Here is a 22,587-nt window from a genome sequence, read left to right as displayed (position 1 = left end):
GCCCCGCGTGAAACGAGCCTCGATGCGACAAGTCGTGGACTTGCGCGGGAAGCAGGAACCAGACAACAAGGCGGCTGCGTAGCTTTAATCAGCTATGCAACAGGTTTGTTTAGGTTCTGGAGAGCGGTTTTCATCATCATGCATGGGATGCGGCAGACAGTGACCAAAATTATCGACTATGTTTTTTCCATCGGCTCGCCCTGGTCGTATATTGGCCTCGAGCCGTTTCTCGATCTCGTCGAAAAGACAGGCGCGGAAATCAGGCCCTATCTCACAACCGTCGTCGAAGAGAACGGCGGCATCTTCTCGCGCAACCGACCTGAAGCTCGCCGGCAATATTGGCAGCGGGATCTCAAGCGCTGGGCCGGCCTTCGCGGCAAGACGCTCCTTCTGGAAAACCGCCCGCCGCTCGCCGATCCTGCACCGGCAGCATTGATGGTCATTGCCGCCTATCTCGACAAAAAGCCGTGGCTCGACTTGACGAAGGCCCTGCAGGAAGCGTTCTGGGGCCGTGGCGAGGATATCGGTAATCCCGCGGTGCGCAAGGCGATCGCCAGTGCTGCAGGTTTCGATGGCGACGCGCTTTCGAAGCGGGAGAGCGACGCCGATGTGCAGGGCAAGTGGACGGCGGACCGTGAATTTGCCATCAAGAACGGCGTCTTCGGATTTCCGTCATTCCTGTATGACGACGAACTTTATTGGGGCCAGGACAATCTGCATTTCCTCGAAAGCCACCTCAACGGCGTCAAGCCGTAAGCGGCATCGGCTGCGTATAACTCCGGAGATTGAAATCGATTTGCCGAGTTACGCGCAGATTGCAAGTATTACTGTGTGCGCTGCAGCTAGATCTGTGTGCGACGCATTAATTTTGTTTGGCGGCAAAGCCTGTAGGAATATTTCTTCTACTTTACAGCGGCCGATTTTGCCATTTAACTGCGGCACTGGGTTGTTAGGCGAGGCTAGGCTACGAAAATTTAATGATAGACACTCGGTTTCCGACGGCATTTCAGATGGTCTTGACTGTAGCCGTACACAATCGGGACGGCTTGCGGTGCACAAGCTTTGAACTGGCCGCCGGTCTCGGCTCCAATCCCAGCTTTGTTCGGAAATTGCTGGTGCCGCTTAGTCAAAGTGGAATATTGATCTCATCCGCCGGAAAGAATGGCGGCATCCGTCTGGGGCGGCCAGCAGGCGAAATCACCCTTCACGACGTCTATAGCTCGGTCATTTTCGACAAGCGGCTATGGGCCGCACGCGATGATGTCCCCTGCCGCTGTCCTGTGAGCACGCATATTGCGGTGCTATTCGAAAGTGTCGCGCGCCGGGCGGAGTTTGCCGTGATGGGAGCGCTCAATGGCTTGACGATTGCGGACGCGCTTCTTCAATTGAAGGAAATCGAGCAGCAAGAATTGCAAGCGGCAGATCCGAGCTGTCCCAAGGCTGCGGCTGCCAAGAGCCTCGAGACACTGCAAAGCTGAAGCGTCCCTCAATGTGCTTCAAGGAAAGGTCCGGCAGGGAAACCGGACCAATCACCATTTACTGATCGGAGGTCGATCTGATCAGAAACTACGCTGGAAGCGCAGGATACCGGCCCACTGGTCCTGACTGATCGAATCCCAGTTGGTGTAGGACACTTCCGGTTCGATCAGGAGGTTCTTCACCGGATTGAACTTCAGGTTCGTGGTGGCGGCGAAGATCTTGGAGTCCGTATAGGCGATCTGCAAGTTCCACTTCAGCTTGTCGTTGAAGGGAACAGCGACGCCGCCCCATGCAGCCCAGTCACCCCAGCCGCAGAGATCGCCACGGCCCGGAGGGCAGGAATCTTCCGACAGGTTGGAGCCGGCATACTGGTTCAGCTTGTCGCCGTCGGTGTTCCAGCCGCCCATCAAGAAGGCCGAGAAGACACCGAAGTCGGCGTCGACGCGGGCCTTGATCGCACCTTCTTCGACGATCGAGTCGTACCCGCCGACAACCTTGATGCCCCAGATGCCGGACTTGTAGCCAGCGCCGGCAACGACGTTCGGAGCATAATGGTTGGCCTTGGAGGTCTTCCAGGCTCCGTCAAAGGCATCGCTGTCGCCAGCGGAGTTGGAATCTTCGAGCGAGATGACCGCCGTGAAGCCGTTGCCGGCGTCGTAGTTGTAGGTCAACTGGTTGAGTTCGTACGGACCGTCCCAGATCACGTCGTCGTTGATCACGTCGCCGGCGTAACCTGCATAGAGGTTGTACTGCGAGTCGAGTTTGCCGACCGTGAAGCCGCCCAGGCTGATATTGGCAAACAGCAGCTTCGTAGCGGTGGTGCCGCCTTCCTGCCAGTCCCAACGCAGAACCATGTTGGTCTTCAGCGCGCCGTATTCGGTATCCGTTGCGGTATCGAGATTGAGTTCGGCGCGCGTATGCCACAGCGTGCCGACGCGGTTCGTCGGGCTGTAAGCGTCATACCATTCACCCTCGGAGCGAACTTCGCCGCCGACCTTCAGGCAGGTTTCGGTACCCGGAATAAAGAAGTATCCCGTGCCATAGGCATCGCAAATGCGAACGTACTGAAGAGGCTCTGGTTCGGCCGCGACGATGGCGTCGGCAGCATGCGCACCAGAGGCAGCGGCGAGCGCCGCCGCAGAGCTGAGAAGAAGCGTTCTAATGTTCATAGCAAGTCCAATCTATTCTCGATTGGGCACAGGTCATCGCGCCGAAAAATCGACGTCCCCACCCCGGTCCCGTTTCGTAAACCCTTTCGGGTAGCGGTTTCAAACCGCGTCCTGGAATATACAGATTCTGAATTTTGCAACAATGATAGATACAATAATATAACAATCATTGCGCGCAACAATCGACAATGTTGCGGGAATGTCACGGCAAATGGTGACTTAGTTGTTTTATGAAAAACTGCAATTTAAGGTTACGTTAATCGATTCCATCCGCCGGCATTCCTGCGGGAATCCAGGCTTTCTACGACAGCTGCTTGGCCTTGAGCACCGAGACCGCGGCTTCGCTGTTGTGAACGTAATCGTTGGCGTCAGGCTGCCTCTGGACCAGCAGGATGAACAGCAGGTCGGTCAACATCAGTTGTGCATCGCGTGCTGTGATGGCGGAGGAGCGGACACGGTCTTCGTCGCCGACGGTATAGAGGCGTATATCGGCGACATGGCCAAGGGGATTGTCCTGAAGGCCAGTCACGGCGATGACGGTCGCATTTCGCTGACTGGCAAGTTCTGCGATGCGCAGCGTTTCGATGCTGGTGCCAGAATAGGAGAGGGCAAACAACAGGTCGTCGGCGCCGAGTGTCGAGGCATTTGCCATCTGCACATGGCTGTCGCTGTCGTGCAGCACATTGCGCCCGAGCTTCATCAGCTTATAGGAAAAGTCGCGGGCGACCAGCGATGAGGCGCCGACGCCGGCGAGATGAATGCGACGCGCTTCGTAAAGCGCCTTTAGCGCCTTGTCGATATCGAGTTCGTTGTTGACGGCAATCGTCTGTTGCATGGCCTGCAGTTTGCTGCCAAGCAGTTTCTGCAGGATGGTCAGATAGCCGTCTTCTACCTCGATGGTCCCATGGATCATGCCCGCTGGGGCCTGCCATTCCTGAGCCTTGGCCTCACTGACGGCGAGTTTCAGCTCCTGATAGCCGGCGTAGCCGAGTTTCTGGCTGAATTTGACGACGCTCGATTGGCTGCGGCCGGTCTCGGCGGCGAGGGCGGCGGATGACAGGCGCAACATCTGGTCGGGATTGTCGACGATGAATTGCCCGATCTGACGATCGGCAGGCGCCATGCCTTCGAGCTTCGCGCTGATTTTCTTTAGGATAGACATCCGCCCCTTCAGGCCATCGCGGCCGGTTCACGCGTCGACACGATCGCGCCACAAGATAACATCCGGCCGAGAGTGGGCAACCATGCTTTCGCTCCGTCTGCCATGGACCTTATAGCAGAGAATGCATGGAATAAAAAATTCCAATTCGCATTGACATAGCGGAATGGCTGAATAATCTTGAACCAGAAGCGGAGAAATGACGTCAGCTTCTTCACCCCTCTCTTTGACGGGTTTCGCATTATGGACAGACTGCGGATATTAGGCGGAAACAGGTTGCAGGGCGCTGTGACGATTTCCGGCGCCAAGAATGCCGCATTGCCGCAAATCGCGGCGGCGCTGCTCAGTCCCCATCCGCTGGAATTAACGAACCTGCCGGCCGTAACTGATGTGGACAACATGCTCGGCGTCGTCACGCTTCATGGCGCTGTTGTGAACCGGTCCCAGCGCGGCACCACCATCGATACCAGCGCCATCGTTTCGAAGGAAACCTCTTACGACACGGTGAGGCGTATGCGGGCGACGGTACTGGTGCTGGCGCCGCTGCTGGCACGCTTCGGGCATGCCCGCGTCTCCCTGCCGGGCGGCTGCGCCATTGGCGCTCGGCCGGTCGACATGCACATCAAGGCTTTGGCGACGCTTGGCGCCGACATCGAGATCGAAAGTGGTTTGATCGTTGCTTCGGCCCGGGAGGGGCTGAAGGGCGCGCGTATCGTTTTGAGTTCGCCATCCGTCGGCGCGACCGAGACGGCGATGATGGCCGCATGCGCCGCCAAGGGCGAGACGGAGATATTGAATGCGGCGCGCGAGCCGGAAGTGGCGGATCTTGCCGCCTGTCTCGGCGCCATGGGTGCCCGCATAGAGGGCGCCGGCACGCACCGCATCTTGATCGAAGGCAGCACGAACTGGCAACCTGCCAAGCATCATGGCATATCCGACCGCATCGAGGCCGGCACCTATGCCGTTGCAGCCGCCATTACTGGCGGGCAGCTTGAACTGATCCACGCCCGGCTGGAGAACCTGGCTTCCGTGGTGCAGGCGCTGGAGGCCATGGGCGTCAGCGTCTGGCCGAGCGATCGCGGCCTGGTCGTTTCGAGGGAAGGTCCGCTCAAGGGCGCCGATATCACCACCGAACCCTATCCTGGCTTCCCGACTGACCTGCAGGCGCAGTTCATGGCGCTAGCTTGCTGCGCCGAAGGCGCCTCGCTGATGCGCGAGACAGTGTTCGAAAACCGCTTCATGCATGTGCCGGAATTGATGCGTCTCGGGGCCAACATCAAGCTGCAGGGCACCACGGCGTTGGTGCGCGGCGGCGCGCCTCTTCGAGGAGCGCAGGTGATGGCGACCGATCTGCGCGCCTCCGTCTCTTTGGTGTTGGCGGCACTGGTGTCGGAGGGCGAAACTATCGTCAACCGCGTCTATCACCTTGACCGCGGCTATGAGCAACTGGATCGCAAGCTCCGCCTTTGTGGGGCAGATATCGAGCGACTGACGTCATGAGCGCGCACTATTTTCTCGGTATCGACGGCGGGGGCACCGGCTGTCGCGCAAGGATCGAGGATGCCGCCGGCACGGTATTGGGCCAGGGACTGTCTGGCCCGGCCACCACGCGGCTCGGCATAGAGGCGGCCTGGGCTTCCATTGCGAGGGCCTTCGGAGCAGCCATTGAAGAGGCGGGCCTCAGCCCGTTAGAGGTCAAACGGATCCATACAGGCGTCGGGCTCGCGGGAATTGGGCGAAAGGGCGCGCTCGAGGCATTGACAGCCATAAATCATCCTTTTGCCAGCATCGATTTCGTCAGCGACGGCGAGGGCGCCTGTCTCGGCGCCCATTCGGGTCGCGACGGCGCGATCGTGATTGCCGGAACGGGGTCGATTGGCCTCGGTTTTGTCGAAGGGCGCCGCTTGCGGGTCGGTGGATATGGCTTTCCGATCTCCGATGAGGGCAGCGGCGCCGATCTCGGATTGAAATCGGTGCAGCTTGCGCTGCGCGCGCATGACGGTCGTCACGAGAAGACGGCGCTGCTGGCCGAAATCATGCAGCGGTTTCAGAATGATCCGATGGAAGCGGTTGCCTGGATGGACCGTGCCTCTGCGACGGACTACGCCGCCCTGGCTCCGATGGTGATGCGCCATGCGGATCAGGGTGATGCGGCCGGGCGGCGTATCGTCCAAAGCGCGGCGGAGCATGTCGATACGCTGATCCGCACGCTTTTTGATAAGGGTGCACCTCGCGTTTCGCTGCTTGGCGGCTTGTCGAGTCCGCTCGAGCCATGGCTCGCACCGGACGTCCGCCGCCGCCTCAAACCGATCGACGGGGATGCCGTTTCGGGCGCCATCATTCTTGCCAGGAAGGCGGTCTGCGGCCGCTGAAAGGGTGCTTTCACGCATCACCGGTTTCACGTATCAATTTTGGAATATTTTATTCCTTTCATGATTGACGAACGGAATAAACGGACATAATGTTAACGAAAGTAAACAGGGAAACTCGCAGTGAACGAGCCGCAAAGGCCGGCTGCTTGGGCTGATGACCAGCTTTCTGTTGCGTTGAAAAATTAAGGCTGCCGCGGCTTGCCCGATCCTATCGATCGAGCTTGCCATCCCTGATTTGTTGTATCGAAGCATAATCTCGAGAGTAGGCACATGAGCGAACAGAGGTTGATATCCGAACTGGAGCAGTTGGTTTCCGAGGGTCGCAATCCGAACACGATGCACATCGATCTGTTGTCGACCTTCGATATCCTGCGCGAAATCAATTATGAGGATCAAACCGTCCCCACTGCGGTCGAGAAGGTCATTCCAGCGATCGCCGCTGCCGTGAACCAAATCGTTGCCGCCTTCCAGAAGGGTGGCCGCCTGATCTACATGGGCGCCGGCACCAGCGGCCGGCTTGGCGTTCTCGACGCATCCGAATGCCCGCCGACCTTCAGCGTGCCGCCGAGCATGGTGATCGGCCTGATCGCCGGCGGCCCTGATGCGTTGCAGCGCTCGATCGAAGGAGCCGAGGACGATCCGGATGAGGGACGACAGGCCTTGCAGGACATTGACCTGACGGCGGCCGACGTTGTCGTCGGCGTCGCCGTCTCCGGCCGCACGCCTTACGTCATCGGTGGGTTGAACTACGCAAAAAGCATCGGTGCGGTCACCGTCGCTCTGTCCTGCAATCCTAATTCTGTTATTGCCGGCATTGCCGATCTTGCGATTTCTCCGGTCGTCGGTCCGGAAATCCTGACCGGATCGACTAGGTTGAAGTCGGGTACGGCGCAGAAACTCATACTCAACATGCTGACGACGGCGAGCATGATCCGGATCGGCAAAAGCTATCAGAACCTGATGGTGGACGTGAACGCGAGCAACAAGAAACTGGTTGCCCGTGCCTCCAGGATCGTCATGCAGGCTACCGGCTGCACGCAGGAAGAAGCACGCCGCGTGCTCGACCAGACCGGCAATGATGTGAAACTCGCCATTCTCATGGAAATTACCGGGATGGGCATTGAAGAAGCCCGCATGGCATTGCAAAACGCTGGTGGATTTCTGCGCAGGGCGATCAGCGCCAAGACCGCATGAACTAAAGTTGCGACAACAACGGCTTTAACGAAAGTGGCCAAAATCGGCCGGGGAAGCGTTAAGACGCTCAGAGGGAGAAAAGAATGAAAAGGCATTTTGCAAGAAAGCTGATTTCGTGCGCCGCAGTGGCGGCGGGTCTCAGCATGGCGGCCGTTTCGACTGAGGCATACGCGGCGACGTTGCGCCTGGCATGGTCCCAGGATGCGACCGGTCTTGATCCGCACAAGCAGACCGCCTTTTCCTCCATTCGCCTGCTGGAGCTGATCTATGAACCGCTCGTCCGGCTCGACAGCAATCTGCAGATCGTGCCTGCCATTGCCGACAGCTGGCAGTTTTCGTCCGACGGCAAAGAGCTGACCTTCAAGCTCAATCCGAATGCGAAGTTCCAGAATGGCGCTGCCGTCACTCCGGCCGACGTGAAGGCATCGTTCCAGCGCATCCTCGATCAGGCAACCGGTGCCGCCGCCCGTGCGAATTTCCTGTCGATCGCCAGCATCGATACACCCGATGCGACGACCGTTGTCTTCCATCTGTCGCAGCCCGACGTTCCGATCCTGACGTCGATGACCAGCCTCAACGCAGCAATCGTTCCGGCGAGCGAAATCACAGCCGGCTCGATCGGCACGAAGGCGATTGGTTCCGGTCCCTTCAAGCTCGACAATTGGGTTCCAAATTCCAAGGAAGTCCTGAGCGCCAACAAGGCCTGGGCCGGCGGCGCGGTCGGCGTCGATGGCATCGACGTCAGCGTCCTCCCGGATGAAACGGCAATCCTGGCGTCGCTACGCACCGGTCAGATCGATTTCGCGCTTCTGAACGACCCGCTGGTGGCGACACTCGTTCCCAAGGAGCCGAAGCTGCAACTGACCCGGACGCCGGTCCTCTCCTATAACGTCCTGCAGCTAAACCCGTCGCGCAAGCCAATGGATCAGCTTGCCGTGCGTCAGGCGATCTCTTGCGCGATCGACCGGCAGGACGTGCTGGATACGGCAGCGCTCGGCGAGGGCAAGGTAACCGGTCCGTTGACCATGCCTCTCTATGCGACCGATCCGAGCCAGCTCTTCTGTTATAAGCGCGATGTCGAGAAAGCAAAGAAGCTGATGGCTGAAGCGGGCTTTGCCAACGGCTTCTCTGCAACCGTCATCGCCGCCACCGGCGAGCCGCCAACCGCGACTGCCGAAGCCCAGGTTATCCAGTCTCAGCTCGCCGAAATCGGCATCAAGCTCGATATCAAGGTGATGGAACTCAACGTTTATGTCGATGCCTGGCTAAAGGGCAATTTCGACATGGCGGTCGCGCTCAACGGCGGCAGCGCAGATCCTTATTCGATGTATAACCGCTACTGGACAAAGACCGGCAACCTGCAGAAGGTCGCCAACTATATCGACGATACCTTGGACAGCCTGATGCAGAAGGGCCGTGTCGAAACCGATCCGGCCAAGCGCAAGGTCATTTTCGCCGACTTCGAAAAGCATATTGCCGAAGTCTCACCCTGGATCTGGCTCTATACGTCCTACGGCTACACGGCCGAGCAGAAGAACGTTGAGGGCTTCGTGCCGACACCGACCGGCTCTCTCTTCGGTCTTAGCAAGGTATCCATCAAATAAAGGATACCGGGTTCTAGAGGACGTTCTATGGGGTACCTGACACGCCGGCTGATGACATTCCCACTGATCATGTTGGGAGTGTCCGTCCTCGTGTTCGTCGCCATCCGGCTGGTGCCGGGTGATGCGATCACGGCGATGCTCGGAACCAATGCCGGCCTGCTAACGCCAGAGCAGCGGCAGGCCCTGGCAGTCTATTTCGGCATCGATCAATCATGGTTCGTGCAGTACTGGCATTGGCTGTTCGGCGTGCTGCAAGGCAATCTCGGCATTTCCGTCACTTATGGCAAACCGGTGTTCGATATCATCCTCGAGCGGTTTCCACTGACGCTCGAGCTTGCGTTGCTCTCCATGGCGATCGCCCTGCTGATCGGTCTGCCAGCCGGCGTCTTCGCCGCGACACGAAATGAAAAGCTGTCCGATCTTGCCGTGCGTGTTGTTGCCATGATCGGGCAGTCCACACCGAATTTCGTTCTCGGCCTTCTCATCATCTATGCGCTTTCGGCGGGCTTTGGCGTCTTGCCGACTATGGGCGCGTTCACCCCGTTCCTAAAGGATCCGCTTGGCAATCTCGGCCAGATGATCCTGCCGGCGCTGACACTTGGCTTTGCCTTTGCCGCCTCCGTCACGCGCGTCGTGCGCTCGGCAATGCTGGATGTTTTGAGCGATGACTATGTCCGCACCGCCCGCAGTCGCGGCGTGCCGTCCGGCGGCGTCATCTGGCGTCATGCCCTGCCCAACGCGCTCATTCCGGTCGTAACGCTAAGCGGTGTGGAGTTCGGCTATCTTCTCGGTGGAGCCGTACTGGTCGAGCAGATCTATGCGCTGCCTGGTCTTGGGCGGTTGGTGCTGGATGCGATCCAGCAGCGTGACTATGCGCTCGTCCAGGGCTGCGTCCTGTTCATCGCTTTCAATTTCATGATCGTCAATCTTCTCGTCGACCTAGCCTATGTCGCCGTCGATCCGCGTGTTCGTCTGGGAGAGGGTTGATGCGCATTGGAAAGGCCATTCTTGGGCATCAGAGCGGCCGCATCGGCGGCGTGATCGTTGGTGTCTATGTCATTCTCGCCGTTCTCGGCACGCTGGGGCTGACGCCGCACGATCCGGTGATGCGGAGCCCCTTGAACCGGCTTCATGCGCCGAGTTTCGCATTTTGGATGGGCACCGATCTGCTCGGACGCGATGTAATGAGCCGGCTCATGAGTGGCGTTGGCGAATCCTTCATCGTCGCCTTCCTCTCCGTCGCTCTTGCAAGCTTCATCGGCACGGTTCTCGGATTGACTGCCGCCTGGTTTGGCAAGCGCTGGGACGGGCTGATCATGCGCACGATGGACGTGCTGCTGGCATTCCCGGCCATCCTTCTTGCGCTGCTGATCATCGCCATCATCGGTCCCGGCACATGGACCAGCGTCGCCGCTATCGCGATCGTCTACACGCCGATCTTTACCCGCGTCGTGCGCGGGCCGGCGCTATCGCTGAAATCGCGCGATTTCGTCGATGCTGCCCGCACTTTCGGCAGCAGCAAACCTTATATCTTGACGCGGCACCTGCTGCTGAACCTTGTCGCACCGCTGACCGTCCAGATCACGCTGGCGCTCGCGTGGTCGCTCCTGACCGAGGCTGGATTGAGCTTCCTCGGCCTTGGTACGCAGCCTCCAGCCTCTTCGCTCGGACTGATGCTCAGCGACAGTCGCAACCTGATGGAGACCGCACCATGGCTGCTGATCTTCCCAGGCCTCACCATCATGATCAGCATCCTCGGCTTCAATCTGCTCGGCGATGCCCTGCGTGATATTCTCGATCCGAAGATGCGGAGGTCCAATCCGTGAGCCCCCTGCTTTCTGTTTTTGATCTGCATGTGGGCTTTGGCCGTGATCCGCAGGCCAACAGGATCGTCCACGGCGTCAGTTTCGATCTCGCCGCCGGCGAGACGCTGGCGATCGTCGGCGAAAGCGGCTCGGGAAAATCGGTGACCGCGCTGTCGATCAACCGTCTCGTCGATTTCGGCGGTGGCCGCATCGTCGGCGGCTCGATCAAGCTGAGGCGGACCGATAACAGCGTTCTCGACCTGACGACGGCGACCGAAGCGGCATTGACGAAAATCCGTGGCGCCGAAATCGGCATGATCTTCCAGGAGCCAATGACCTCCCTCAATCCGGTGCTGACCGTCGGCACGCAGATTGAAGAGTCTTTCCGCTTGCATCGCGGCTTGACCGGCCGTCAGGCAACGGCTGCCGCAAAGGATGCGCTGGATCGTGTCCAGTTCCCCGATGCTGCGCGGCGGCTGAAATATTGCCCGAACCAACTCTCCGGCGGCATGCTGCAGCGCGTGATGATCGCGACCGCGCTCGCTTGCAATCCTCGCCTGCTGATTGCCGACGAGCCAACGACGGCGCTGGACGTGACGGTGCAAGCGCAGATCATGGCGCTTCTTGCCGAGTTGAAGCGAGAGACCGGCATGTCGATGATCTTCATCACCCACGACATCGGTCTCGTTGCCGGCATCGCCGACAAGGTCATGGTGATGCAGGCAGGCCGAGCTGTCGAACAGGGTGAGCTAAACCAGATCCTCGACAAACCCAGCCATCCTTATACGCAGCATCTCCTTCATTCCGTCCCGCATTTTTCGGCAGGCCGCGCGGCGCGATCGGATTTCAGCCGCGATGAGACCGCAACCACTGCACCGGCGCTAAAGGTTGACGGGCTGACTGTTCGCTTTCCGGTATCGGGCAGCTTCTTCCACCGTCCGACCGGCGAAGTGCATGCTGTCGAAGGCGTCGGCTTCGATCTGTTGGCCGGCGAAACGCTAGCAATCGTCGGCGAAAGCGGCTCGGGCAAATCCACCACCGCGCGGGCAATCCTCGGATTGGTGAAGTCGACGCGCGGCACGTTTACGGCGAATACCGGCAAGACGGCCGATCGGACGAGTGCCGTGCAGATGGTGTTTCAGAACCCCTATGCCTCGCTCAACCCACGACTTCGGGTCGATAGTATCCTGGCCGAACCCATCATCGCTGCCGGAGGCCGTGCATCGGGGAAAACGCGCGACAGAATGGCCATGTTGCTGAAGCGTGTCGGCCTGCCTGAGAATAGTCTGGAACGCTATCCACACGAGTTTTCGGGCGGGCAGCGCCAGAGACTGTGCATCGCGCGGGCGCTGATGTTGAGCCCTTCCGTTCTTGTGTTGGACGAGGCCGTCTCGGCATTGGATGTCTCCGTTCAGGCGCAAGTTCTGGACCTGTTGATCGAATTGCAGCGCGAGTTCCGGCTCGCCTATCTTTTCATCTCGCATGACATGGCAGTCGTTGAGCGGATCGCGCACAGGATCGCCGTGATCTATGCCGGCCAGATTGTCGAGATCGGCGATGCCGCCTCGGTGCTGTCGCAGCCGAAGCATTCTTATACCAAGCGGCTGATCTCGGCAGTTCCGACTGTCGATCGGCGGCGGGAGAATTTTGCGCTGGATACGCGCCAGGTCCCCTCGCTGGTGCGCCCACTGGGCTTCGAGCCGGCCGCGCCGCAATGGCGCCAGTTTGCTCCAGATCATATGGCCCAGGCGGAAGCCTGACAGACCGCGACGGGAGGGGAGCATGGCGGCAGCAGAAAATTTGGAATTCGCACAGCGTTTCGACCGGGCGTTCGTGCCGGTTGATGCAGCGGTCGCGGCCGGGCGCATTCCCGGCGGCGTACTCGGCATTATCGATCGCGACGGCAACAAGATGGTGCGAGCGATCGGCTCGGCGCAGAGGATTCCGGTCACGCGGCAGATGTTTGCCGATACATGGTTCGATCTTGCCTCGCTGACCAAAGTGATATTCACCACGCCGCGCATCCTGGCTCTGGCGGAAGCAGGCACGATCGATCTCGACGCGCCGCTGATTTCGCTGCTGCCGGATCTGCGCCAATATGATGCGGCTGCCTGGGAGCGGAAAGTGACCTTTCGCCAATGCCTCGGCCATCAGACGCCCTTTCCCGCCGTCGAGCCGCTTTATACCTATAGCCGCGATCACGATCTGCTGCGTGCATTTGTCCTGCAGCGGGAGTGGCGGGCCGGTCCGCCGGTTTATTCCGATATCAACTTCATTCTGCTCGGCTTTGCGCTGGAGCGCCTGACGGGTCAGACGATCCGCGACATGGATGCAGGACCGGGCTTCGCCTTCTCGGCCCCACCCGATCAGGCGGCTGCGACAGAAGATTGCACCTGGCGTCACCGCGTTCTCTCTGGCGAAGTCCACGATGACAATTGTTCGGCCCTGCAGGGCGCAGGTCATGCCGGTCTGTTTGGAACGGCAGGCTCGATTCTCGATTTTGCCGAGGGATTGCTCGCCGGGACCGGCGCTGCCGAAGGCTCGATCACTTTGATGCGCACGCCGTTATCGGCGACACGCACCCATGGGTGGGAGCGGCCTTATGGCGGCTGGTCCGGGGGCAACTTTTGCTCGCCGGGTACGATCGGTCATACCGGCTTCACCGGCACTGGTCTCTGGATCGATTTCGATCAGGGCAGGGCCTGGACTTTGCTTACCAACCGTATTCATCCGACTCGCCATTTCGACAGTGGGATCGTGGCGCTTCGCCAGACCGTCGGCGATTTCGTCAATAGAGCTTAGGAGCTTGATCATGGAACCAATCTGGGCCGTCGGTCTGATGACCGGTACCGTTCTCGACGGCAATATCGATGTCGCCCTGCTCAAGACCGATGGCGAGCGCATCGAGGAGTTCGGTCCTTATGTACTGGCGCCTTATCCGGAATGGATCAAGACATTGCTGGAAGAGACATTGGCGCAGGCGAGGATTTGGAATTTCGACGGGCCCGAGCCGGAAATTTTCAAGCAAGCCGAGGAGGCTTTGACGCGTGCGCAGTCAGCGGCAGTCAAGGAACTTGTCGAAAACTTTGGCCTGACCATGGCCGATATCGGCGTGGTCGGCTTCCATGGCCAGACCGTGCTCCATCGCGCCCCACAGAAGGATCGCCTGGGCGACACACGCCAGCTCGGCGACGGCGAGTTGATGCGTTCCATCCTCGGCACCAAGGTTGCCTATGACTTCCGTACCGCCGACGTGCGTGCAGGCGGTCAGGGCGCGCCCCTGGCAGCGGCCTACCATACCGCGCTATTGCGCCGCGCGGGTGCCGGCGACGATACCGCCATCCTCAATCTCGGCGGCGTCGCCAATATCACCTGGTCGGACGGCGAGGGCAATTTCGTGGCCTTTGACACCGGGCCGGCCAATGCGCCCCTCAATGATTTCGTTAGATCTCATGGCCTTGGCGAGATGGACAGGGACGGCGCGCTCGGCCAGGCTGGTACGGTCGATGAGGCGAGGCTCGCGAAGCTTTTGCAACACCCCTATCTCAGCGCCCCCTATCCGAAATCACTGGATCGTTTCGACTTCGGCGCCGCTATGGCCGACGGGCTCGGCCCCGAGGACGGCGCGGCAACGCTGTCCGCCTTCACCGCATCTGCCGTCGGCAAGGCCCTGGACCTTTTGCCTCGTCGTCCGAAAAAACTGGTGGTGAGCGGCGGCGGCCGCCGCAATCCGACCATCATGTCGATGCTCGAGACCCGTGCCGGCGTCGAGCCAATCTCGGCCGAAACCCTCGGCTGGCGCGGTGACGCAGTGGAAGCCGAATGCTTCGCATTTTTGGCTGTCCGCGTCTTGAGAGGCCTGCCGATCAGCTTCCCGGGCACGACAGGCGCGCCGACGCCGATGTGCGGCGGCCGCCTTGCGCAATAGGCCTGCTTCGGCGGAAACCATACTTCGATCCTAGTCGAACCATCGCCGAGCGAAAATCGATTACGGTGATGTAGACGCATCCTGTTTCAAGAGGACGAAGTGAGGACCGTTGAACCAAAAATCCTATATTTCGGAACCCCTGTCGCACTCATCAGCAGCTTGAATGAGGATGGTTCGACGAATTTGTCGCCGATCTCATCATTTTGGGCGCTTGGCTGGACGATGTCGCTTGGCCTTTTGAATGACGCCAAGCTCGCGGAGAACCTCGCGCGGCATGCGGAATGTGTCGTAAATCTTCCCTCTCCGTCCATGTGGCAGATGGTCGAAAAGCTCGCACCGCTGACCGGCAAAGACCCCGTACCCGAACTGAAATCCAAGCAATTCAGGACGGAGAAGGACAAATTTGCGGCAGCAGGATTATCCAGGCTCGACAGCGAGTCAGTTCGCCCTGTGAGGGCTGCAGAATGCCCCTTTCAAATGGAAGCCCGCGTCCTGTCACTCCACGAAATGGGCGGGAAAAAACTAGCGGAACTTGGCGGCGGCCTCGTCGCCGTTATCGAGATATTGCAGGTACATGCCTGCGAAGTGTTTTTGAAAGACGGCAGTGATCATATCGATCCGAACAAGTGGTCACCGTTGGTCTACAATTTTCGTCACTATTATAACTTGTCCGAGACCGAACTCGGGAAAACCTTCCGGGCATAAAATGCTCCAACGGCCTTGACGCTACGTTGTCGCCGCAACATAGCTGCGCCAGCCGCCATAATGCGTGATGTCGGTCGCATCGGCGATCGCGGTCGCTTCGACAAGAAATCCTTTGGCAGAGGTCCCATCTGACAACGCGATCGTACCAATGCAGAGTGGCGGGGGGACAGCCGCGACGAACTGGCCGAAGGCGGCTGGCGCCAACTGCCAGACCTCGACATCAATCTGACCGCCAGCCTCCGCGCCGACACGGATGAGCCCTGGTTTGGCGGGAACTTGCCCCGCCAATGCATATAGACGGTAGCAGGCCGATGTTCGCGCGTGGCGTGCAAGACGGCCGTCAAGGTCGCGCAGTTGCACGTTGAGTGGCATGCCGGAGAGATGGGCGCCTACCACCACGATATCGATCATTCGGGGCTCATCGGCGGCACGACGTTCTTCCCACCGCGGCTGGTGCCAGCCGGTGGCGCCGAGCGTGAGGCCGCTGGCTCTGTGAAGATCCCGGGCGAGCGCGGCAATCAGCCCGTCCTTGCCTGATGGCGCCAACAGGGTGACGCTGGCCGGGCGGCCGTCGCTTCTAAGCCCCGTCGGCACGGCAATGCCGCACATATCGAGGAGATTGACGAAGTTGGTGTAGGTACCAAGACGCGAGTTCTCGCGGATCGGTTCGGCTTCGATGTCGGCACGCCTATAGTGGGTCGGTGCGGTCGGCACGCAGAAAAGATCGACCGATGCGATCAGCGGCGCGACCTTTTGCGTCAAGGCCTGCAGCGCATAGAGGCCCTTGAAGGCGTCGGCCGCGGAAAGCTGCTTTGCGCCGCTATAGATTTTGCGTGTGACGGGGTGGAAGCTTGCCTCCTTGGCGTCGAAGAAGTCCTTCACGGCCGCATAGCGCTCCGCCACCCAGGCGCCTTCATAAAGCAGGTTTGCTACCTCGTAAAAATCGCCAAACGGTACTTCCACCAGCCGGTGACCGAGCTTTGTCAGCATCTGCAAGGCGGTGTCATAGGCCGCTTCCATGACGGCATCGCCGAAAAACAGTCGGTCGGCTCCGGCCGGGACGCCGATGGTCAAGACCGGCAGCGTCTGCCCAAAACCATCGGCGGGGATGGTTTTCGAATAGGCGTCCGTGGCATCGTGGCGCGCCGCAACCTCGAACACCCGCCAGGCGTCCTCGACCGTCAATGCGAAGATCGAAACGCAATCCAGCGTGCGGCAGGCGGGGATGACGCCGGTCGTCGATATTGCCCCAAGACTGGGCTTGAGGCCGACGATATTATTGAGGCCGGCGGGGACGCGCCCAGAGCCCGCGGTATCGGTGCCGAGCGCAAAACTGACGATGCCCTGCGCCGTCGCGACCGCCGAGCCCGAGCTTGAGCCACCGGGTACCAAATCAGGGTCCATGGCATTGCGCGGTGCGGGATAGGGCGTACGGACACCGACCAGACCGGTCGCGAATTGATCGAGGTTGGTTTTGCCGATAACGAGTGCGCCGGCCTCCTTCAGTAGACGCACCACAGTGGCGTCGGCCCCGGGCATATAGGTGAAATCCGGGCATGCCGCGGTCGTTGGCATTCCCGCGACATCGATATTGTCCTTGACCGCAAAGGGGATGCCCCAGAGCGGCTTTGCCGCCGGATCAAAAGGCCCGAGAGCGGCCGCCTGTTGTAGCAAGTGCCTTTTGTCGGAGAGGTGCAGGAAGATGCCGGGATCGTCGACCTTCGTTATACGCGCGAAAACCGCCTCGATAACGCCGGCAACGGTGCCGCCGCTCGCATAGAAACCATGCAGGGATGAAATGTCGAAGGCCGAGCTGGTCACGCTTTTTCCTCTTCCAATATTCTGACTGGCCGATCCCATTGGATCAGGACGACGCAGCCTGTATCGCTCCAGACCGAGTGCTCGCTCCCGGTGGCATTGACGATGTAACAGCCCTTGGCATAGTCCCCGGCCTCATCTGATTGTACACCTTCGAGCACGAAAATGGTCTCCAGCCCTTCATGCCGGTGGCGGGGAACGGAGGCGCCGGCCTCGTATTTCAGCAGCGCGACGCCCGGTTGGTCGCCCTCGAAGGGCCTGATCCAGTGGATGGTGACCTCATCTCGGAACGGGTCGAAAGTCAGGTCTTTCCAGCCACCCGTCATCAACAGTTCGCGTGTCGTTTCAGGCATGATTGATGGTCTCCAGAATGTCGTCGACGCGCGCCGTCCAGCCGACAATCGCGCCCTGCGCTCGGATCATCGCGATAGCGGCTGCTTTGAACTCGGGGAAATAGCTCTCAGTTGCCTCCTCCGCGAGCAGGCAATAATAGCCCCGGTCGTTTGCCTCGCGCATCGTGGTCTGGACGCAGACTTCCGTGGTGACGCCCGCGAAAACGAGCTGCTTGATGCCTTTGCTCGTCAGTATATTGCCGAGATCGGTGGCGTAGAAGGCGCCCTTGCCCGGTTTTTCGATAATGATCTCGCCATCGATGGGGGCCAGTTCGGGCAGGATGGCCGTGCCCGGCTCGCCGGCGATGAGGATGCGGCCCATTGGTCCGACATCGCCGATCCTGAGCAACGGATTGCCGCGGTCACGCTTGGCCGGCGGCAGGTCGGAAAGATCGGGCTTGTGGCATTCCATCGTGTGGATGACCGGCAGGCCGGCATCGCGGAAACCCGCGAGCAGCCGTTTGACGTCAGGGACGATCTTCGCAATGCGGCTGACATCGTTGCCGAGGCTGGCGCCGAAGCCGCCGGGCTCGGCGAAATCGCGCTGCATATCGATGACGATCAGCGCCACAGCGTCGCGTTTGAGCGGGAAGGCAAAAGGCTGAGCCTTGATCTCAGCCATCAGTGATGCCCCGCCATATGGGCACCGATCACGGATATATCGGCGGCGCGCGCCTGGGTTTCGTAGACGAGCTTGCCGTCCGAAATCACCATGATGCGATCCGACATTTCAAGCAGCTCATCCAGGTCTTCTGATAACAGCAAAACGGCAGCGCCGGCATTACGGGCGCGCATGATGCGGGCGCGGATTTCGGCAACGGCGGAAAAATCGAGGCCGAAACAGGGGTTGGAGACGATCAGCAAATCGACCTCTCCCGTGAGCTCCCGTGCCAAGACCGCCCGCTGGACATTGCCACCGGAAAGCGCCGCGATCGGCGAGGAGGATGAGGCAGTCTTGACCTTGAAGTCCGAAATCAGCGACGTCGCGCGCTTCTTCATCTTGCCCTTGTTCAGCCAGATCGCATCACTGCCGTTCTCCTTCAGGTCGAAGGTGCGGAAAGCGAGATTTTCGCTGACGGTCATCCGCGGCGCACAGGCGTTCTGCAATGGCTCTTCCGGGATGAAGCGGACATTGTTCCTGCGCGTTTCGGGCCGCGTTGCGCCATAGGTCTCGCCGTTGACGCTGACCGACCCGCCGTCGGTTGATCGCTGCCCGGCGAGAATTTCAGTGAGTTCCTTCTGGCCGTTGCCGGAAATGCCGGCGATGCCGACAATTTCGCCGGAACGCACCGTCAACTTGTCGATCTCGATCGTCTTCAGGCCGGAACGGTCCGGCGCCTTGACCCGCTCGACATGCAACACCGGTTTAGCAGTCTCCGTGACCGGAACACGTGCGTCGAGTTCGGCGAGTTTGACATCGCCGATCATCATCGCCGCCATCTCCGTCGTCGAAAGTTCCCCGACCTTGCCGCTGCCGACAAGCTTACCGCGTCGCAGGATCGAAACCGCATCGGCGAATTTCGTCACTTCATGGAATTTGTGCGAGATCATCAGAACGGTCAGTTCGCCGCTTTCGGTCATGCCGCGCACCAGGCCGAGCATTTCGTCGGCCTCGGCCGGCGTCAGGACTGACGTCGGTTCGTCGAGCACAAGGAAGCTGCGGCCGAGATAAAGCTGTTTGACGATTTCGAGTTTCTGCTTTTCGCCGGCGGCAAGTTCGCTCACCGGACGTTCAAGCGGGATCTTGAAGGGCATCCGTTCCATGAAGGTGGCAAGCGATTTGCGTTCTTTCGCCCAATTGATGACGGCGGGCACTTCGGCGCGGCTGATGACGAGGTTTTCGGCGCCCGTCAGCGACGGCACCAGCGTAAAATGCTGGTAAACCATGCCGAGACCGTAGACCGCCGCATCCTTTGGTGAGGCGACCGCGACTTCATGACCATCCACCGACAGCGAACCCGAGGTCTGGTGATAAAAGCCCATGATGCACTTGACGAGCGTCGATTTCCCCGCGCCGTTTTCACCGAGTAGAGCGTGGAAGGTGCCGGCGGGAATGCTCACGGACACGTGGTCGAGCGCCGTAAAGCTGCCGAAACGCATGGTCATGTCCAGGGTTTCGATGCCCACAGCCTTGCCAGCCTGGGGGAGGGGCGTATCGCGGACGGTGCTCATGGCAGTTGGCTCACCAAGGTTGCGGAATTGGACACGGAGCCGAAGACGCCGCCCTGCATCTTCACCATCTTGATGGCGGCGAGATGATTGCCGTAGTCGGTCGCGCCGCAGCAGTCTTCTAGCAGCAGGCATTCGAAGCCGCGATCGTTCGCCTCGCGCATGGTCGTGTGGACACAGACGTCAGTGGTGATGCCGGTGAGAATGAGGTTCTCGACGCGCTTCTGGTTGAGGATCAATTCCAGATCGGTGGCGCAGAAAGAGCCCTTGCCGGGCTTGTCAATGATCGTCTCGCCGTCCACCGGCTTCAATTCGTCGATAATGTCCCAGCCCGGCTCGCCGCGCACGAGGATACGGCCGCAGGGGCCAGGATCGCCGATCCCGGCATTGATGCGCTGCGAACGCCAGCGCTTGTTGGCGGGCAAGTCAGCCAGGTCGGGTCGATGCCCCTCGCGGGTATGAATGACGTGATAACCCCTGGCGCGCATGGCGGCGAGCAACGTCTTGATCGGTGCGATCGGTGCTCGGACCAACGACAGATCATAACCCATGTGATCGACATAACCGCCGGGGCCGCAGAAATCCGTCTGCATGTCGATGATGATGAGGGCTGTGTTGTCAGGACTTAGCACGCCATTATAGGGCCAGGCATAGGGATCGGCATCGATATAGGTCAGTTTCTGGCCGAGGGCTGCGGCTGCGCGACTGTTCATGGCTGATCTTTCCTATTTGGTGAGCGAAAGTGCGCCGGGCGCGCCGGCGAGCGAGCGCGTAGGCGACGAGGTGATGATCATGATGACGAGCGTGAGCACGTAAGGGGCGGCGTAGAAGAGGTAATAGCCTTGCGTCACCCCGACCGACTGCAGCGCCGGGCCGAGTGCGCCAGCGCCGCCGAAAAGAAGTGCGGCGACAAAGCAGCCGATCGGATTCCACCGCGCGAAGATCACCAGCGCCACCGCCATCAGGCCCTGGCCGGAAGAGATGCGTTCATTCCAGGAGCCGGGATAGTAGAGCGACAGATAGGCACCACCAACCGCCGCCAGCGAGCCGCCGACCGCCGTAGCAAGCAGCCGGACAAGATCCGGATTGATGCCCATGGCACGCGCCGCATCGGTGCTGTCGCCGACGACGCGCAACGTGAGACCGACCCTGGTGTTTTTGAAGGCCCACCAGAGCACAACAGCGAGCGCCGCGCCGAGGATGAAGAGGATGTTGATATTTAGTGCGGCCTTTACCGGTGCTAGGCCAGACCAAAAGCCGAAGGGGATTGCCGGCAGGTGCGGCGCGACCGGTTGAATGAAGGATTTGCCGAGGAAAAAGGCCAAGCCCAGGCCGAACTGCATCATGGCGATGCCGATGGCTATGTCGTTGACCCTGGGCCATTTGCAGATCCAGCCATGCACGGCGCCGAAGATTGCGCCGGTCGCCATCGCGGCAAGGACGCCAAGCCACGGGGAGCCGCTCATGACGGCAACCGCATAGGCGGTCATGGCGCCGAAAACGAGCGTGCCTTCCAGGCCGAGATTGATGCGGCCGGAGCGCTCCGTGATCGTCTCCCCGAGACTGACGAAGATAAATGGCGTCGAGACGCGGATTGCGCCGGCGAAGATGGCGAGCGGCACACCCCAAAGGCCGATTGCGGTGTCGTCCATCATGCGCTCCTGTTCCAAAGGTCGGGATTGAAGATCTTGAAACGGCCGTAGAAGGTTTCACAGAAGAGGATGACGATGAAGAGCGTGCCCTGCAGGACCAGAACGGTCGCGTCGGGCAGGCCCATGCGGCGCTGGATGAGGCCGCCGGAGGCGTCGATGCCGCCGAGAAGAATGGCGACCGGAATGATTGCCAATGGATTGTGACGGGCAAGAAAAGCAACGAGTATGCCGGTATAACCATAGCCGGCGGCAAGCGAAGCATTGGCGCTGCCCTGGACGGCGGAGACCTCGATCATGCCTGCGAGACCCGCGAAGCTGCCGGCGATCGCCGTAAAGCCGGCGATCAACCGGCCTACGGGCAGACCCTGGATCTGCGCGGCGCGAACATTGCCGCCGGCGATGCGGGCTGCAAAGCCGTAGCTCGTTGCCTCGATCAATATCCAAGATGCGATACAGGCGGCGATGCCGATGACAAGCCCCCAGTGCACGTCCATGCCTGGGATGTTCCCGAGCATATAGTCATGCGGCAGCGGCTTGGTGGATGGCTTGTTGAGGCTTGCCGGATCGCGTAACGGCCCCTCGACGAACTGGTTCATCAAGGCGACGGCGATGTAGGCGAGCAGCAGCGAGGAGATGGTTTCGTTAACTCCGCGATAGTGGCGCAGGAAGCCAGCAAGGCCGATCCAGATGCCCCCGATCACCATTGCGGCAAGTGCCATCGCGATTAGGACGATGATCGCTGGCAAGTGGCCGACGATCGGCAGCGCGATCGCCGCCGCCGCCACGCCGCCTAGGACGACCGCACCTTCTCCGCCGATAATGACGAGACCGAGCCTCGCCGGCAAGGCGACGCAGAGGGCCGTTAGCAGCAGCGGAGAAGCTCGGCTCAGGCTATTCTGGATGGAAAACCAGCTACCGAAGCCGCCGGCATACATGAAACGATAGAGGTCGGCCGGCGATTTGCCGACCGCCAGGATGAAGAGAGAAAAAAGCAGCAAACCGGCCAGGATTGCACCAAGCGTGATCGCGACCGGTTCAGCCCGCCGCGCGAGCCATTCGAGGGCGGGGCGCAGCACCTGCCTTTGCGCATCGATGGATAATGCGGGATCGTTGACTTCGACCGTCATGACGCGTCTCCCCC

General features: G+C 60.2%; 21 protein-coding genes. 12 read left to right on the top strand and 9 right to left on the bottom strand.

Features of this window, described 5'->3' with window-relative positions; all coding sequences use genetic code 11:
* Window positions 1-159 precede the first annotated feature (159 nt).
* Together PY650_RS23635 and PY650_RS23630 are read left to right on the top strand one after the other, a co-directional pair.
* Window positions 160-756 carry a 2-hydroxychromene-2-carboxylate isomerase gene (locus tag PY650_RS23635; RefSeq protein ID WP_285882019.1) on the top strand — a complete coding sequence of 199 codons (597 nt, stop codon included), beginning with the start codon at window positions 160-162 and terminating at the stop codon, window positions 754-756.
* 221 nt (window positions 757-977) lie between these two features.
* Window positions 978-1,478 (top strand): RrF2 family transcriptional regulator, encoded by a 501-nt coding sequence (locus tag PY650_RS23630; RefSeq protein ID WP_285882018.1) that lies wholly within the window; start codon window positions 978-980, stop codon window positions 1,476-1,478.
* Between the two features lie 81 nt (window positions 1,479-1,559).
* Here the strand turns inward: PY650_RS23630 and PY650_RS23625 are convergent, their stop codons facing one another.
* Entirely contained in the window at window positions 1,560-2,648 is a 1,089-nt protein-coding gene (locus PY650_RS23625; RefSeq protein ID WP_285882017.1) for a porin, read from the bottom strand.
* Between the two features lie 301 nt (window positions 2,649-2,949).
* Window positions 2,950-3,810, bottom strand: a complete 861-nt coding sequence (locus PY650_RS23620; RefSeq protein ID WP_285882016.1) for a MurR/RpiR family transcriptional regulator — start codon at window positions 3,808-3,810, stop codon at window positions 2,950-2,952.
* Window positions 3,811-4,050: 240 nt separating this feature from the next.
* Here PY650_RS23620 and murA point away from each other — a divergent pair, with 240 nt between their 5' ends.
* The 10 genes from murA to PY650_RS23570 all read left to right on the top strand — a co-directional run bounded on the left by murA (window position 4,051) and on the right by PY650_RS23570 (window position 15,415).
* A complete protein-coding gene (gene murA / locus PY650_RS23615) occupies window positions 4,051-5,307 on the top strand; it encodes a UDP-N-acetylglucosamine 1-carboxyvinyltransferase (RefSeq protein WP_285882015.1) in 1,257 nt (418 codons plus the stop codon).
* Complete coding sequence (locus PY650_RS23610; RefSeq protein ID WP_285882014.1) at window positions 5,304-6,179, top strand: glucosamine kinase nucleotide-binding domain-containing protein; 876 nt, start codon at window positions 5,304-5,306, stop codon at window positions 6,177-6,179. The genes murA and PY650_RS23610 overlap by 4 nt, the downstream gene beginning before the upstream one ends.
* Before the next feature lie 270 nt (window positions 6,180-6,449).
* The gene (gene murQ / locus PY650_RS23605) at window positions 6,450-7,373 is read left to right on the top strand and encodes an N-acetylmuramic acid 6-phosphate etherase (protein WP_285882013.1); all 924 of its coding nucleotides are present in this window, start codon (window positions 6,450-6,452) and stop codon (window positions 7,371-7,373) included.
* Window positions 7,374-7,456: 83 nt separating this feature from the next.
* Complete coding sequence (locus PY650_RS23600; RefSeq protein ID WP_285882012.1) at window positions 7,457-8,977, top strand: ABC transporter substrate-binding protein; 1,521 nt, start codon at window positions 7,457-7,459, stop codon at window positions 8,975-8,977.
* 27 nt (window positions 8,978-9,004) lie between these two features.
* Window positions 9,005-9,964 carry an ABC transporter permease gene (locus PY650_RS23595; protein ID WP_285882011.1) on the top strand — a complete coding sequence of 320 codons (960 nt, stop codon included), beginning with the start codon at window positions 9,005-9,007 and terminating at the stop codon, window positions 9,962-9,964.
* A complete protein-coding gene (locus tag PY650_RS23590; RefSeq protein ID WP_285882010.1) occupies window positions 9,964-10,803 on the top strand; it encodes an ABC transporter permease in 840 nt (279 codons plus the stop codon). The genes PY650_RS23595 and PY650_RS23590 overlap by 1 nt, the downstream gene beginning before the upstream one ends.
* Window positions 10,800-12,542, top strand: a complete 1,743-nt coding sequence (locus tag PY650_RS23585; protein WP_285882009.1) for an ABC transporter ATP-binding protein — start codon at window positions 10,800-10,802, stop codon at window positions 12,540-12,542. The genes PY650_RS23590 and PY650_RS23585 overlap by 4 nt, the downstream gene beginning before the upstream one ends.
* Before the next feature lie 22 nt (window positions 12,543-12,564).
* Window positions 12,565-13,584, top strand: a complete 1,020-nt coding sequence (locus tag PY650_RS23580) for a serine hydrolase domain-containing protein (protein WP_285882007.1) — start codon at window positions 12,565-12,567, stop codon at window positions 13,582-13,584.
* A gap of 10 nt (window positions 13,585-13,594) precedes the next feature.
* Window positions 13,595-14,710, top strand: a complete 1,116-nt coding sequence (locus PY650_RS23575; protein WP_285882005.1) for an anhydro-N-acetylmuramic acid kinase — start codon at window positions 13,595-13,597, stop codon at window positions 14,708-14,710.
* A 99-nt stretch (window positions 14,711-14,809) separates the two neighbouring features.
* On the top strand, window positions 14,810-15,415 hold the full coding sequence (locus tag PY650_RS23570; protein ID WP_285882003.1) for a flavin reductase family protein: 606 nt from the start codon (window positions 14,810-14,812) through the stop codon (window positions 15,413-15,415).
* A gap of 21 nt (window positions 15,416-15,436) precedes the next feature.
* Here the strand turns inward: PY650_RS23570 and atzF are convergent, their stop codons facing one another.
* From atzF to PY650_RS23535, 7 genes are read right to left on the bottom strand one after another with little or no spacing between them, the layout of a single operon-like run.
* Window positions 15,437-17,275 (bottom strand): allophanate hydrolase, encoded by a 1,839-nt coding sequence (gene atzF / locus PY650_RS23565; RefSeq protein ID WP_285882001.1) that lies wholly within the window; start codon window positions 17,273-17,275, stop codon window positions 15,437-15,439.
* Window positions 17,233-17,586 carry a cupin domain-containing protein gene (locus PY650_RS23560; protein WP_285882000.1) on the bottom strand — a complete coding sequence of 118 codons (354 nt, stop codon included), beginning with the start codon at window positions 17,584-17,586 and terminating at the stop codon, window positions 17,233-17,235. The genes atzF and PY650_RS23560 overlap by 43 nt, the downstream gene beginning before the upstream one ends.
* Window positions 17,579-18,247 (bottom strand): cysteine hydrolase family protein, encoded by a 669-nt coding sequence (locus PY650_RS23555; RefSeq protein ID WP_285881998.1) that lies wholly within the window; start codon window positions 18,245-18,247, stop codon window positions 17,579-17,581. The genes PY650_RS23560 and PY650_RS23555 overlap by 8 nt, the downstream gene beginning before the upstream one ends.
* The gene (locus PY650_RS23550; RefSeq protein WP_285881997.1) at window positions 18,247-19,797 is read right to left on the bottom strand and encodes an ABC transporter ATP-binding protein; all 1,551 of its coding nucleotides are present in this window, start codon (window positions 19,795-19,797) and stop codon (window positions 18,247-18,249) included. The genes PY650_RS23555 and PY650_RS23550 overlap by 1 nt, the downstream gene beginning before the upstream one ends.
* On the bottom strand, window positions 19,794-20,507 hold the full coding sequence (gene biuH, locus PY650_RS23545) for a biuret amidohydrolase (RefSeq protein WP_285881996.1): 714 nt from the start codon (window positions 20,505-20,507) through the stop codon (window positions 19,794-19,796). The genes PY650_RS23550 and biuH overlap by 4 nt, the downstream gene beginning before the upstream one ends.
* Window positions 20,508-20,519: 12 nt before the next feature.
* On the bottom strand, window positions 20,520-21,446 hold the full coding sequence (locus PY650_RS23540) for an ABC transporter permease (RefSeq protein WP_285881995.1): 927 nt from the start codon (window positions 21,444-21,446) through the stop codon (window positions 20,520-20,522).
* Entirely contained in the window at window positions 21,446-22,573 is a 1,128-nt protein-coding gene (locus PY650_RS23535; RefSeq protein WP_285881994.1) for an ABC transporter permease, read from the bottom strand. Before PY650_RS23535 ends, PY650_RS23540 begins: the two co-directional genes overlap by 1 nt.
* Between the last annotated feature and the right edge of the window lie 14 nt (window positions 22,574-22,587).

The organism is Martinezella calliandrae, assembly GCF_030272695.1.
Taxonomy (GTDB): domain Bacteria; phylum Pseudomonadota; class Alphaproteobacteria; order Rhizobiales; family Rhizobiaceae; genus Rhizobium; species Rhizobium calliandrae.
Note: the sequence above shows the minus strand (reverse complement) of the source record. Positions and strands in the feature narration are given on the sequence as shown.

Excerpts from the sequence above, each read along its gene's own strand:
- PY650_RS23630 (WP_285882018.1), top strand. The coding sequence starts at position 978 with ATGATAGACACTCGGTTTCCGACGGCATTTCAGATGGTCTTGACTGTA.
- PY650_RS23625 (WP_285882017.1), bottom strand. The coding sequence starts at position 2,648 with ATGAACATTAGAACGCTTCTTCTCAGCTCTGCGGCGGCGCTCGCCGCT.
- PY650_RS23620 (WP_285882016.1), bottom strand. The coding sequence starts at position 3,810 with ATGTCTATCCTAAAGAAAATCAGCGCGAAGCTCGAAGGCATGGCGCCT.
- murA (WP_285882015.1), top strand. The coding sequence starts at position 4,051 with ATGGACAGACTGCGGATATTAGGCGGAAACAGGTTGCAGGGCGCTGTG.
- PY650_RS23610 (WP_285882014.1), top strand. The coding sequence starts at position 5,304 with ATGAGCGCGCACTATTTTCTCGGTATCGACGGCGGGGGCACCGGCTGT.
- murQ (WP_285882013.1), top strand. The coding sequence starts at position 6,450 with ATGAGCGAACAGAGGTTGATATCCGAACTGGAGCAGTTGGTTTCCGAG.
- PY650_RS23600 (WP_285882012.1), top strand. The coding sequence starts at position 7,457 with ATGAAAAGGCATTTTGCAAGAAAGCTGATTTCGTGCGCCGCAGTGGCG.
- PY650_RS23595 (WP_285882011.1), top strand. The coding sequence starts at position 9,005 with ATGGGGTACCTGACACGCCGGCTGATGACATTCCCACTGATCATGTTG.
- PY650_RS23590 (WP_285882010.1), top strand. The coding sequence starts at position 9,964 with ATGCGCATTGGAAAGGCCATTCTTGGGCATCAGAGCGGCCGCATCGGC.
- PY650_RS23580 (WP_285882007.1), top strand. The coding sequence starts at position 12,565 with ATGGCGGCAGCAGAAAATTTGGAATTCGCACAGCGTTTCGACCGGGCG.
- PY650_RS23575 (WP_285882005.1), top strand. The coding sequence starts at position 13,595 with ATGGAACCAATCTGGGCCGTCGGTCTGATGACCGGTACCGTTCTCGAC.
- atzF (WP_285882001.1), bottom strand. The coding sequence starts at position 17,275 with ATGGGATCGGCCAGTCAGAATATTGGAAGAGGAAAAAGCGTGACCAGC.
- PY650_RS23560 (WP_285882000.1), bottom strand. The coding sequence starts at position 17,586 with ATGCCTGAAACGACACGCGAACTGTTGATGACGGGTGGCTGGAAAGAC.
- PY650_RS23555 (WP_285881998.1), bottom strand. The coding sequence starts at position 18,247 with ATGGCTGAGATCAAGGCTCAGCCTTTTGCCTTCCCGCTCAAACGCGAC.
- PY650_RS23550 (WP_285881997.1), bottom strand. The coding sequence starts at position 19,797 with ATGAGCACCGTCCGCGATACGCCCCTCCCCCAGGCTGGCAAGGCTGTG.
- biuH (WP_285881996.1), bottom strand. The coding sequence starts at position 20,507 with ATGAACAGTCGCGCAGCCGCAGCCCTCGGCCAGAAACTGACCTATATC.
- PY650_RS23540 (WP_285881995.1), bottom strand. The coding sequence starts at position 21,446 with ATGGACGACACCGCAATCGGCCTTTGGGGTGTGCCGCTCGCCATCTTC.
- PY650_RS23535 (WP_285881994.1), bottom strand. The coding sequence starts at position 22,573 with ATGACGGTCGAAGTCAACGATCCCGCATTATCCATCGATGCGCAAAGG.